At 42.0% G+C, this 13028-nt stretch carries 9 protein-coding genes; 4 read left to right on the top strand and 5 right to left on the bottom strand.

The genetic code is table 11. The features are described from left to right. Window positions 1-54: 54 nt before the first annotated feature. Window positions 55-1878, bottom strand: coding sequence for an acyl-CoA dehydrogenase C-terminal domain-containing protein (locus F994_RS10945; RefSeq protein ID WP_004650528.1), 1824 nt, complete (start codon window positions 1876-1878; stop codon window positions 55-57). A gap of 241 nt (window positions 1879-2119) precedes the next feature. Here F994_RS10945 and F994_RS10940 point away from each other — a divergent pair, with 241 nt between their 5' ends. After that, window positions 2120-4576, top strand: a complete 2457-nt coding sequence (locus F994_RS10940; protein ID WP_034697084.1) for a hypothetical protein — start codon at window positions 2120-2122, stop codon at window positions 4574-4576. A 57-nt stretch (window positions 4577-4633) separates the two neighbouring features. Here F994_RS10940 and aroE read toward each other — a convergent pair whose 3' ends face one another. From aroE to ribA, 4 genes are all read right to left on the bottom strand, one after another. After that, on the bottom strand, window positions 4634-5422 hold the full coding sequence (aroE, locus tag F994_RS10935; protein WP_004650526.1) for a shikimate dehydrogenase: 789 nt from the start codon (window positions 5420-5422) through the stop codon (window positions 4634-4636). Between the two features lie 148 nt (window positions 5423-5570). Next, complete coding sequence (locus tag F994_RS10930) at window positions 5571-5777, bottom strand: hypothetical protein (RefSeq protein WP_004650525.1); 207 nt, start codon at window positions 5775-5777, stop codon at window positions 5571-5573. 296 nt (window positions 5778-6073) lie between these two features. After that, complete coding sequence (hemF, locus tag F994_RS10925; protein ID WP_004650524.1) at window positions 6074-7012, bottom strand: oxygen-dependent coproporphyrinogen oxidase; 939 nt, start codon at window positions 7010-7012, stop codon at window positions 6074-6076. A gap of 131 nt (window positions 7013-7143) precedes the next feature. Continuing rightward, window positions 7144-7746 (bottom strand): GTP cyclohydrolase II, encoded by a 603-nt coding sequence (gene ribA, locus F994_RS10920; protein ID WP_004650522.1) that lies wholly within the window; start codon window positions 7744-7746, stop codon window positions 7144-7146. 308 nt (window positions 7747-8054) lie between these two features. Between ribA and dxs the strand changes: the two genes are divergently transcribed. The 3 genes from dxs to F994_RS10905 form a co-directional block, all read left to right on the top strand. After that, window positions 8055-9965 carry a 1-deoxy-D-xylulose-5-phosphate synthase gene (gene dxs, locus F994_RS10915; protein WP_004650521.1) on the top strand — a complete coding sequence of 637 codons (1911 nt, stop codon included), beginning with the start codon at window positions 8055-8057 and terminating at the stop codon, window positions 9963-9965. 111 nt (window positions 9966-10076) lie between these two features. After that, complete coding sequence (locus tag F994_RS10910) at window positions 10077-10907, top strand: inositol monophosphatase family protein (protein WP_004650520.1); 831 nt, start codon at window positions 10077-10079, stop codon at window positions 10905-10907. Window positions 10908-11451: 544 nt separating this feature from the next. Beyond that, window positions 11452-13028 (top strand): DEAD/DEAH box helicase (locus F994_RS10905; RefSeq protein WP_004650519.1); only part of this gene is annotated, 1577 nt, incomplete at its 3' end.

Raw genomic sequence — 13028 nt, 5'->3', positions numbered from 1 at the left:
ATTATAAAAAAGAGCGCCGTAGCGCTCTTTTCTTTGCTCTAAAAACCTTAAAACTTAGTAGTCGAAGCTAAAGTGTTCAGGTGCAAGTGAAGTCATAGTTTTTGAAGGATTGACCATTGCTTCAGCATGACCTTGGGTACGTGGCAATAAGCGTTCGAAATAGAAGTCAGCGACTTTAATTTTCGCTTTATAGAATTCAGCAGATTCTTTGCCGTCACCAGAAGCCAGTTTTTCTGAAGCAACAGCAGCTTGTTGTGCCCAGAAATACGCCATCATCACATAGCCAGAGAACATCAAGAAATCGACAGAAGCTGAAGATACCACGTCACGGTCTTTACGTGCCGCAAGCATAATGCGCACGGTTAAGGCATTCCACTGTGCACAGACTTTGGTTAAGTCCCATGCAAAACGACGCATGTATTTGTTGGTGGCATTTTGCGCACAGAATTTCAAAATTTCAGTGGTGTAGTCGCGGATGACTTTACCTTTAGAAGTCAGTAACACTTTACGACCAATCAAGTCCAGTGCTTGTACGCCCGTTGTCCCTTCATAAAGCGTCGCAATACGTGCATCACGTGCAATCTGCTCCATACCCCATTCTTTGATATAACCGTGACCACCGTAAATTTGCATACCGTGGTTTGCAGCTTCCAAGCCCAATTCAGTTAAGAAACCTTTGAGGATCGGGGTGTAGAAACCTAAATGATCATCTGCTGCTTCAAATGCCGCAGTATCGCCACGCTCTAAAGCATCGGCCATTTTATCAGCCAATTGCGCTGCATAATAAATCATTGAACGACCGCCTTCAGCAATCGCTTTTTGTGTCAACAACATGCGGCGAACATCAGCATGGTGAATAATGGCATCGGCCACTTTTTCAGGGTCTTTCTTGCCAGACAGGGCACGCATAGACATACGATCTTTGGCATACGGTAAAGCGCCTTGGAACGACAGTTCAGCATGCGCGATGCCTTGAATGGCAGTACCAATACGTGCTGTGTTCATGAAGGTGAACATGGCATGTAAGCCTTTATTTGGCTCGCCAATCAAGTAACCCACCGCATTGTCAAAGTTCAATACGGCTGTTGCAGAAGCACGAATCCCCATTTTATGTTCAATTGAACCACAGGTTACAGGGTTACGTTGACCTACAGTACCATCGGTATTGACTAGGAACTTGGGTACAATAAATAAAGAAATCCCTTTCGTACCTGCCGGTGCATCTGGAAGACGTGCAAGGACAATATGGATGATGTTTTCAGTTAGGTCTTGCTCACCCGCAGAGATGAAGATTTTGGTGCCTGAAATGTGATAAGTACCCTCTGCATTTGGTTCTGCTTTGGTCTTCACTTGCCCTAAGTCAGTACCACACTGTGGCTCAGTTAAACACATGGTGCCTGACCATGTACCTGCCACCAAGTTCGGCATGTACAGATTTTTTTGTTCATCCGTACCAAACTGTAAAATGGTGTTCATGCAGCCAACACTTAAACCCGGGTACATTTGGAATGACCAGTTTGCTGTACCCATCATTTCTGATTTGATCAGATTTAACGATTGAGGCAAGTTTTGACCGCCAAATTCTTCTGGAAAAGACAGACCTTGCCAACCACCTTGTACGAATTGGTCATACGCTTCTTTAAAGCCTTTCGGTGTTTTGACTTCGCCATTTTCGAAATGACAGCCTTCTTCATCACCCGATTGGTTTAAAGGTGACAGTATGTTTTCACAAAAATCTGCTGCACCTTCAAGAATCATGTCTACAGTGTCAGCATCGGCAGCTTCGCCATTGGATAAAGTTTTATAGTGGGCAGAGAAGTCAAAAACTTCATTCATTAAAAAGCGAATGTCGTGTAAAGGAGCTTTATAAGCAGGCATAGTGTTAATCCTAATTTAGAAATAGTTTTGGATTATCCGAATCGATAGTTTGATTATTCACATTGCTCATCAAAATACATTGATAGTGTAGCCTTTGAAAAATGTCAGAAAGGCGAATAACAATGAAAATTAAACGGCTTAGAAAATATTTTTTTGTTAAAGTATAAACTTTGATTTTGATCAAAAAGTTAAATTGATCAGTATTTAAGTATAAATAACATAAGGTATTTAAAAAGAAATCATGCAAATAAGATATTTAACTTTATGCTTAATGGCCTTAAGCCTAAGTGCTTGTTCACAACATGTCATTAAATCCAATGCCAATACTGGACAGAGCTTAGAGCAAAAAGCCGTTACAGGTTTAAACGCCATGTTTGAAACGTCAGGCTATGATTATCAAGGAAAATTGAATTTTCAGGCAAATTCAGCTTCTAGTACGACAACAAATAGTACGACAAAAACCTCTAAACTGACTCAACCAGAAGTTGCGCCACAATTAGATCCTATATTGCAGCGTCAAATTGAACAATATCTTAAAGTTCAAAAGGTTCGTTTAGGCCATCAGGAAAAGCAGCATTTATATACTGCCTTGGCAAAAGAACAGCTTCCATATGCCGATCGGTCTGCTGCGAAAGAGGGATATGGGAGTAACTTTGATCAGTTTGCTTTGAGTTTATTAAGTAATATTCAGTTTAGTTACACTGGTTCAGTGCATTATCGGCAAAAACTCGCCTCTTTAAATCTAGAGGCAAAATATGAGAAACCAACGCTTTTGGTGCATGCCAAAGTCCCGATGGTGGTTGATTTTAATGAGTATAAATTCTATATCAATTATTTTTCACTCATGCCTTATTTAGTCAATAAAGACAGTCAGGCAAGTTTTGCCTATATTGATTTTTCGAAGTATAAAAATGAAATTAATCGTGTTGATTTTAAAAAATTGGCAGATTATTTAAAGCAAGTGAATGCGCTGTCTTATGTATTGGCTGAACCGCAAAGCATTCAAGCTTTGCCGTTGAATGCCAAAGATAAAAATTTGGCTGTGGTGGAGAAAATTCGTTTAAGTACCACCTTGGAACAACTCCAGCTGCAAATGGCTTTATATGAACAAGTCAACCGTCCTTATTTTCTCAATTCAGTGGTTGGAATCAAGGCGGCAGATGCAGTTGCCGAGCAAGCAGCGACAATTGTAGCAGCACAGGATTCGACCCAGACTCAGCATAAAGCTGTCGCTTTAGCAGCCGATGCAAGCGACGTACTCAGTCCTGCTAAAGATGAAGCCGCTGAATCAAGTTTACAGTTAAGTCAATTAATCGATACGCATTTTAATGCTTTAGGGCAAGGTGATACAGCAGAGTCAGCCCAAGCTGTGCAATCACATTGTTCGACAGATGGTGGATCTGAAAATAAGCACTGTGCTGAAACAGCTGCGGCAGTTGAGACCGTTGTAACAGAGCAACGCGAAGATATGGTCACAGCGGATGCAGTGCAAACCGCAGATCAAGACTCGGATGAATATTTAAATCAGCAACAGTGTCAAGAACTAATCAGCCAGCCACAACGTGCCACGATGGGCGCTTTAACTTTCTGCCAGCATGAATATGATTTAAATGCTTTTGCCAGTAAAGAGAAAGAAGTCGATCAGACAAAACTGATTGATGCACTAAGTAGCTTGAGTCCTATTTTTGAACCATATGCGTCAGATCAATTGATGGATGTCAAAACATTTTCAGGCTTATGGGCGAAGCATCAAGCTGAAATTCAGCAAGCACTGAAAGCCAATACACAGCAGATACCACTGGTTATGGATGTCGGACTGGATGCCCAAGGTCGTGCCACACTGGTAGATTATAATATACAAATCGCCAGTAAAAAATATGGCACAATCAATATTCAGGCCGATTTTAATATTCAGAATTATGGTCAGGCCAGTACCATTGACCGCGCTCAATTACGTCAAGCCAAATCTTTAGCAGAAGTCTCTAAAGGGTCGGTAATTGAAAATATGGTTCGTGGTTTTTCTACTGCAACAGGGGGAGAAGAAACCGAAACGGATATAGCGACAACCGTGAAAAATAAGTTGAGTTTGAATGAACAACTGAAGCAATTGGCAGAAAAAACCTATCAGCAAACCCATTCCTATACACAGACTTATCAGGCGCTGTGGGGAATGCAAATGGCAGCCCAAAATCGTGATTTGCTTAAAAACTACAATACACAAAGCCTGCAAGAAATTGCACAGGTGTATGCCTATTGGTTTGCCGATGAGCATGTTTATAACCCTACAGGTCAAGCGCTGAAACAGATTCAAGCATTGCAGAAAAAACATGATTTAGAACTAGATCAGCAGTTTAATCATGAGCTAGGCGAAGCGGTGTATCAAATCGTCAGCGCTGTTGTTGCAAAGGATGCTGAGCGTCAGGCATGGCAGCAACTGGTTAAACAATATAAACAACCCAAAGCCATTTTTGCTCAGCATTATATGCAGAACTTTAAACAAGACTACGACGTAGATCAGCCACAACAATTGAAAGCTGTTGCGGATATTTTGGCACAAGCCTACGTGGATTCAACCCAAAACCGTCTGTCTTTAAAGTCGATTGAAAAACTGACTTTAGAACAAGACGGATATATTGATTTAGAGTTGTATCAAAAAAGCTATACGGTGTTAAAGGAAAATTTAAATCCTAAAAAATAAGTATTAAAAAGAACCTCAGATGAGGTTCTTTTTTTTGGACATATTTAAAGAATAGATTTAAAGAAAATCTTTTAGCGCGGGTTTGACCCCATTCCAAATGGAAAAAGATTCAATCGCTTGACCCACCAACATGCCATAACCCTCAGAGGTCGGGAGACCACGTGCTTTGGCTTGATCTAAAAAGCTCGACGGTTTGCCATAGGCCATTTCATAAGCATATTTAAACTGCAATGTTTCCGGTAAGACTAAAGCATCGCCACTTAAGCTTGCGGATGTGGCATTAATCACCAGATCAAACTCACCGCTTAAATCTTCTAATGAAACGGCAGCAAGTGTGGCTTGCGGAACTGCATCTTTTAAATCTGCGACCAATTGTTCAGCGCGCGCTAAGGTCCGGTTGGCAATGACAATTTTTTTCACACCCGCTTGCACCAAAGGGTAGACCACGCCACGCGTTGCACCACCCGCACCAATGATTAAAATAGCGGTATTGTCTAAATTCCAATTTAAGGCTTGAATGGCATCGACCAAACCTTGCCCATCGGTATTGTCGCCGTGCAGCTTTCCATCTTGCATCCACAGGGTATTTACCGCTTTGGCAATTTTGGCACGTTCAGTCAGAACGTGGCATTGTGCAAATGCTTGCTCTTTAAAAGGTACAGTGACATTCATGCCGATGCCACCTTGGGCAAAAAACTCTTTCATGTTGGCTTCAAAACCATCCAGTGGCGCAAGGCGTTTGCTGTAATGGAGGTCAATGCCTGTTTTTTGTGCAAAAGCATGATGAAGTTCTGGTGAGCGCGATTGTTCGATAGGGTGACCAATCACCGCGAATTGTTTGCTCATTTCACAAGACCCATGTGCGGAAATGGCATTCAATATACGTGATTTTTAAACAAGGCTAAAGTCAGAAGCAGAGAGAAAATAAAAAGGATAAGAATATATAAAAAGTAATGAAGTCTAATGTGGAAACGCAAATAGGATCAAACTTAGCTTAAGGATTACAGATGTCGTGCACCACTTCTTCAAGCAACATTGCCGCAGTAAAAAATAAGGCAAAACCAGCAAACACGCTAAAACTAATGGATAAGCTATCGGAAAAGGTATTGTCTGATGATAAGGTAATGCTCATGGAACACAGGATCATGATGAAAATTGACCAAAATAAAAAGACTTTGCGATTGAGCGTTTTATTGAACATTATTTTTCCCTTAAGCATGGTTTGTTGTCATTTATATTGGCTTGAAAATAGGTGTAAAGCGATTCAATGCAATGGCCCAGTCTAAACGATTTTATAAACGCCGCTGTATCTTGTGCTGTAAGGAAATATGTCGGTAGCATTATTATTGCTGGAATAGTCCATTATATTTAGAGGCAAATGACTTTAATTCAAAACATTTTATTTTTTAATCCAGATTAAATCAGAGCCAGATCAAAGTGAAAAACCCCTTTGATCCAATATGGAAAAAAGGGGTTAATTTTTTAAATGTTCAACGATTAAAGTTCAGTTAACCAATCATGTGGTTTTAAGTAGTAATCGGTTAAGCGTTTTTCAGTTGAATCCTCATCCCATTCCGGACGATATGACCAAGCGGCAAGCGGTGGCATACTGACCAAAATCGATTCAATCCGCCCACCCGTTTGTAAACCAAACAAAGTACCGCGGTCATAAACCAAATTATATTCCACATAACGACCACGACGGTAGAGCTGAAATTCACGTTGTGCTTGGCTATAAGGCTGATTTTGATGACGTTGGAAAATCGGCAAAATGGCGTCTAAATAACCATTACCCACGGCTTGAATATATTGAAAACAGGTTTCAAAATCCCATTGATTTAAATCATCAAAGAACAATCCACCGACACCGCGTTGTTCATCACGATGCTTTAAATAGAAGTAGTCATCACACCATTTTTTATGTTCTACATATACGCCGTCACCAAAAGGGGCACACAGGTCATGGGCTTTTTGATGCCAAGCCAAGATATCTTCATCATCTGGATAAAATGGGGTTAAGTCAAAGCCACCACCAAACCACCAAATAGGATCTTGCCCTTCAGGCTCGGCAACAAATAAACGTACATTGGCATGTGAGGTCGGAACATTGGGGTTTTTTGGGTGAATGACTAAAGAAACCCCTAAAGCTTGTGCTTTCGCTCCAGCAATTTGTGGATGACGTTCAGTTGCAGAAGCAGGAAGTTTTGAAATATTGATGTGTGAAAACATCACGCCACCTTTTTCAATCACCGTACCATTTTGTAAAACGCGTGAACGACCGCCACCACCTTCAGGGCGTTCCCAATCATCAATCTCAAATTGAGCAGTGCCACCACTCTGTAATTCTCGTTGTTCTAGACCTGCACAAATACGGGCTTGTAAATCGAGGAGAAATTCGCGAACGCGTTGAATATCAGCTGACGTTGGGTTCTGCATAGATGACCTCTATAGCATGATTTTAAGGACTGAATACATCAAAGCATAAAGTCATAAAAAAAGTAAGGGATTTTTTAACATCTTGTAAAAAATCCCTGAATTGTATGATTTATAATATTTTTTAAAATGAATTAGAAGTCATCTTTATCATACATATGTGACATACGTTCATGTTTGGTTTTTAAATAGTCCGCATTAAACGGATTTAAACCGACAGTCAGGGGAACACGGGCAACCACATCAATACCAAGTTCTTTTAACGCTTTAATTTTTGATGGATTGTTAGTCACCAATTTGACTTGTTTAATCTGTAAATGCTCCAGCATGATATTGCACATGTCGTAACGTCGAGCATCCGCGGGTAAATTCAACATTAAGTTGGCATCAACCGTATCATGGCCTTGATCTTGCAAAGCATAGGCACGAATTTTATTGGTTAGCCCAATACCACGGCCTTCTTGGCGTAAGTATAAAATCACACCTTGCCCCACCTCATTGATTAATTTTTGTGTGGCTTGTAACTGAGGTCCACAATCACATTTGAGTGAGGCAAAGGCATCGCCAGTTAAACATTCAGAGTGAATTCGCACCAAGACCGGAGCCGTGGGTGCCGTGTCGAGACCTTTAGAAAGTGCTACATGCTCTTCACCAGTTTCTGGATCTTGAAATACAGTGATTTTGAATTCACCAAAAGCGGTTGGTAATCTTGAAGTTGCAACAAATTCTATAGGCACTGCTTAACCCGTCAGATAGCTTATTAATTGACTAAAGTATAGCGTAATGCTTGGACATTGGTAGAATTGCTATGTTGAAATTATGCAGAAGATTTTCTTTTTTGTATAAAGCGAACGATAATGGTTGATAAATAGTAAGATTATTCAGGATAATCTGAGTTTATGAGTAAACACCCAGTTGAGAGAACTCCTCAAAACTGCATCGCTAGAAATGTGGCTGATTTAAAGGTGATACAATTCGACAATATGATCGAGTAACCCATTTACCTAGCTTAGGATTTGCCAGGCTTTAGAAGGCTTTGCCATTTATGTTGTATACAGAAATACCAACTCACCGCCCTATAACACCGTTGCTGGATGCGATTGATCACCCACAACAATTACGTTTGCTCGAGCGTAGCCAATTAGAAAAAGTGGCAGATGAGTTACGTCAATACATTTTGTATGCAGCAGGACAAAGTGGGGGCCATTTTGGTGCCAACCTTGGGGTGATCGAACTAACGGTCGCTTTGCATTATTGTTTCAATACCCCACATGACCGTTTAATTTGGGATGTGGGTCATCAGGCTTATCCGCATAAAGCATTAACAGGTCGCCGTGAACAACTCACCACGATTCGGACTAAAGATGGTTTAGCTGCATTTCCGACCCGTGAAGAATCGGTGTTTGATACCTTTGGTGTTGGACATTCTTCAACTGCCATTTCTGCCGGTTTAGGCATGGCACTGGCACGTCGTTACCAAAAAGATCCATGTGAAGTGGTTGCCATTATTGGTGATGGTGCCATGACGGCTGGAATGGCTTTTGAAGCCATGAATGACGCTGTAGCGCATAATGCTGACTTGATGGTCGTGCTGAATGACAATGATATGTCCATTTCATGTAGCACAGGTGGCTTTGCTAAACACCTTGCCGCGATTTGGGAAAGTGGTCAATCGGTCAATATTTCAGAAACGGGCGAGGCTTTTGTTCAGCCACATCCTGCATGGACTTATAACTCACGTTTGCACAGTTCAGCTACGGATGCCGCAGACAACCTATTTAAAGCCATTGGTTTTGACTACTTTGGGCCTTTCGATGGTCATGATGTGAATCAGTTGGTTCAAGTCTTTAATGCACTGAAAAAACGTCAAGGACCACGCTTAATTCACATCTATACCAAAAAGGGTAAAGGCTTTATTCCTGCTGAATCCGATCAAATTAAATATCATGCTATTAGTAAAATAAATGCAGTCGCTTCAGCAAATGTTGCCCCTAAATATTCCGATGTCTTTGGGCAATGGCTGTGTGATGAAGCGGCACAAGATGACCGCTTACTGGCAATTACCCCAGCCATGTGTGAAGGTTCAGGCATGGTGAAATTTGCCAAACAATTTCCGACCCGTTTCTTTGATGTCGCTATTGCGGAACAGCACGCAGTGACTTTGGCGGCGGGCATGGCCTGTGAAGGGTTGAAACCTGTTGTGGCGATTTATTCGACCTTTTTACAACGTGGTTATGATCAGTTGGTTCACGATGTTGCTTTACAAAATTTAGATGTAACTTTTGCGATCGATCGCGCTGGTTTGGTGGGTGAGGATGGCCCAACGCATGCCGGTGCTTATGATTATGCATTTATGCGTACCGTACCAAATATGGTGATCATGGCACCGAAAGACGAAAATGAATGTCGTCAAATGTTGCATACCGCTTACTTATATTCAGGCCCTGCTGCTGTACGCTATCCGCGTGGCAATGGTGTTGGAGTGGAAATTCAACAACAATTAAGTGCTTTAGAGATTGGTAAAGCGGAAATTGTGGCAAGCTTTAATGAACAATACGATGAACAAATCAGTATTCTGGCTTTTGGCAGTCGTGTAACGGTTGCAATAGAAGCAGCACAAGCGTTGGCACAAACCCATGATGTCGGTGTCCGTGTCGTGAATATGCGCTTTGTGAAACCACTTGATGAACAGATGATTGCAGCACTTGCGCCAAGCAGCAATTTATTTGTGACGGTTGAAGAGCATGCCGTGATGGCGGGTGCGGGCAGTGCAGTCAATGAATACTTGGCTCAAGCACAAATTGTTAAACCGACTTTAAATTTAGGTTTGCCTGATACCTTTATGCACCAAGCCTCACATGCACAAATGTTGCAACAAGCAGGGCTGGATAGCAAAGGCATTGAAAAATCGATTGAATTGGTGTGGTTGAAACTGATGCAAACCGTTTCATCTTGATTTATTAAATTTTAGAAACATTTTTCCCCTAAAAGCCTGCATATTTGCTAAAATGTGCGGGCTTTTATGCATTATTCTTTATCAGTATCTTCAATTTGTAGTGGGTGTTCAATGGAACCTATGGTGGTTATGGCTGCGCGTGCGGCTCAATTAGTTGGTCAAGAGCTTTTAAAAGCGCATCAAAATCGTCATAAACTCGATCTACAAGTCGAAGAAAAAGGGATTGATGGCCCAGTAACGCGTGTAGACCGTTATTTAGAACAGTTGGCTATCGACACGCTCCGTAAAAGTTATAAAAACCACAGCTTCCTAGGCGAAGAGTTTGGTCTGCAAGAAGGTAAAGGTCACGACGCTGATTGGTGTTGGGTGATTGACCCTCTTGACGGTACGCTAAACTTTATTCACGGTTTCCCACATTTCTGTATTTCTATTGCTGTTAAGCATAAAGGCATCACTCAGCATGGCGTTATTTATGACCCTGTGAAAGATGAGCTTTTCTCTGCAAGTCGTGGCCGTGGTGCTATGATGAATCAACGTCGTATTCGCGTAAATGTAAAAGACAGCTTAGATAATACGTTCTTGGCTGTGGGTCATGCTTACCGTAATAAACGTAATGGTGAAGTGGTTTCTTATGCGAAAAACCATTTTGACTCATTATTAAACGTGACTGAAGCTGGCGCACAATTCCGTCGTTCAGGTTCTGCTGCGTTAGACTTGGCCTATGTGGCTGCGGGTCGTCTTGATGGTTACTTCGAACTTGGTTTGAAACCTTGGGATATCGCTGCGGGCGAGTTAATCGTTAAAGAAGCGGGTGGTACTGTCGTCGACGCACGTGGTGGTTCTGACTCTATGGAAAATGGTCAAGTGATTGCTTGCTCGATGAAAATGCTCAAACCTTTAATGCAAGCTGTTGTTCCAGCTTGGGGTGACGCAGCAAAGTAAGCTTGATTTGACCGAGTGATAGAATGAAAGCTCTCCATGTGAGGGCTTTTTATATTTCAGGCAAAAGCTTATATGCTCTGCAAAGGTTGTTTTTAAGCGGCTATCTAAGTCATTTAATTTCTGGATCAGCTCTTTATATAAATTTTTGTTTAAAAATTAAACAAAAAATAAGTTGTAAAATAGACTGTTACTGAAAAAAACAGTACATATTCATAATTTAATCGAAAAAAATGATTACTTTTTAAAATGATTCTGTTATCATGCCGTCACGCACTTAAATTTCCGTTCTTTACCTGAACATTATCTTCTAATCATTGTATGCGCGTGCTGTCCATAGAGAGGACATATCCTTCGCGCCCCAATCGCTTAAGCGATTCCTTCAGGTTTGCGGCCGTAATCATATACGTGCGTTATATCCACATCGTCGTTATTCGGATCGCTGCTGAATCCTTATTTTTTCAGCTCTATTTGCTGTGCCGCTTTTTGCCGATGTCCATATTGTAATTTATTAAATGGAGCACCCACTTTAGGGTGAACACTCTCTATGAGCAAAACTTTTGCTGATTTTTCCCTCGATGAGTCTTTAACACTAGCGATCGAAGGTTTAGGCTTTACTACACCAACTCCTGTACAAGAACAAGCGATTCCAGCTGCACTCGAAGGTAAAGACCTTCTTGTATCAAGCCAAACAGGTTCTGGTAAAACTGCTGCATTCTTATTACCTACTTTAAACGGTTTAGCGAATCAAGATACGCTAGTGCCATTTAAAGATCGCATGAAAGCGATTACACAACCGAATATTTTGGTGATTTCACCAACTCGCGAACTTGCACAACAAGTATGTCAAGATGCAATTGCATTGGTACGTCATATGAAAGGTGTGCGTGTTGCTGCGATTATGGGTGGTATGCCTTTTGGTAAACAAATCCAACAGTTAAAAGGTGCACAAGTTGTTGTTGCGACTCCAGGTCGTTTACTTGATCTTGTTAACCGTCGTCAAATTAAACTTGATAATGTTGATGCATTAATTGTCGATGAAGCTGACCGTATGCTTGATCTAGGTTTCTCTGAAGACTTAGAAGCAATTGGTGAGTTAGCGGCAAACCGTAAACAAACCTTGATGTTCTCTGCAACTTTTGCACCGCGTATTATTACGCTTGCTGAACGCATGATGAATGATCCGATGCGTATTGCGATCGAAACTGGTCACTCTACCAATACGGACATCACGCAAACATTGCATTGGACTGATGGCTTCGAACACAAGAAAAAATTACTTACGCATTGGTTGTCTGATGAGTCTGTAGATCAAGCTGTTGTGTTTGCAAGCACTCAAGAAGATACCGATATGTTGGCTGAAGAACTTGCTGAAGCAGGTCTATCAGTTGTAGCGCTTCACGGTGCTATGCCACAAACTGTTCGTAACCGTCGTTTACGTAGCATTCGTGAAGGTCGCGCTAAGATTTTAGTTGCAACTGATGTTGCTGCTCGTGGTCTTGACGTACCAACAATTTCACACGTAATTAACTTCGGTCTTCCAATGAAGAACGAAGACTATGTACACCGTATTGGCCGTACAGGTCGTGCTGGTCGTACAGGTAATGCAATTACACTTGCAACTTACCGTGAACGCGGCAAAATTCGCGCGCTTGAAGACTTCCTAGATGCACGTTTAAGCGTATCTGAAATTGAAGGTCTTGAGCCATCTCCACCTCCTGCACGCGGTAGTCGTGATGGCGGCGGTCGTGGTCGTGATGGCGGTGGTCGTGGTCGTGGCGGTTTTGGCGGTGGTCGTGATGGCGGCGGTCGTGGTCGTGATGGCGGTGGTCGTCGTTTCGAAGGCGAAAGCAACTTCAAACGTCGTGAAGGCGGTGATGATCGTCCACGTCGTAGCTACGATGACAAACCTCGTACTGAGCGTCCAGCGTTTGGTGGCGAAGATCGTCCACGTCGTGATTTCGGTGATCGTCCAGCTCCACGTCGTGAAGGCGGTTTTGGTGATCGTCCACAACGTTCGTTTGATGACCGTCCTAAACGTGATTTCGGTGATCGTCCAGCGCCACGTCGTGAAGGTGGTTTCGGTGATCGTCCACAACGTTCGTTTGATGACCGTCCTAAACG

The organism is Acinetobacter bohemicus ANC 3994 (genome assembly GCF_000367925.1).
Lineage (GTDB): Bacteria > Pseudomonadota > Gammaproteobacteria > Pseudomonadales > Moraxellaceae > Acinetobacter > Acinetobacter bohemicus.
The sequence above is the reverse complement of the archived record's forward strand: the minus strand, read 5'-3'. Positions and strand labels throughout refer to the sequence as shown.

Bases quoted from the DNA above. Each gene is read 5' to 3' on its own strand.
- F994_RS10940 (WP_034697084.1), top strand. From the start codon at position 2,120: ATGCAAATAAGATATTTAACTTTATGCTTAATGGCCTTAAGCCTAAGT.
- aroE (WP_004650526.1), bottom strand. From the start codon at position 5,422: ATGAGCAAACAATTCGCGGTGATTGGTCACCCTATCGAACAATCGCGC.
- F994_RS10910 (WP_004650520.1), top strand. From the start codon at position 10,077: ATGGAACCTATGGTGGTTATGGCTGCGCGTGCGGCTCAATTAGTTGGT.
- hemF (WP_004650524.1), bottom strand. From the start codon at position 7,012: ATGCAGAACCCAACGTCAGCTGATATTCAACGCGTTCGCGAATTTCTC.
- F994_RS10930 (WP_004650525.1), bottom strand. From the start codon at position 5,777: ATGTTCAATAAAACGCTCAATCGCAAAGTCTTTTTATTTTGGTCAATT.
- F994_RS10945 (WP_004650528.1), bottom strand. From the start codon at position 1,878: ATGCCTGCTTATAAAGCTCCTTTACACGACATTCGCTTTTTAATGAAT.
- dxs (WP_004650521.1), top strand. From the start codon at position 8,055: ATGTTGTATACAGAAATACCAACTCACCGCCCTATAACACCGTTGCTG.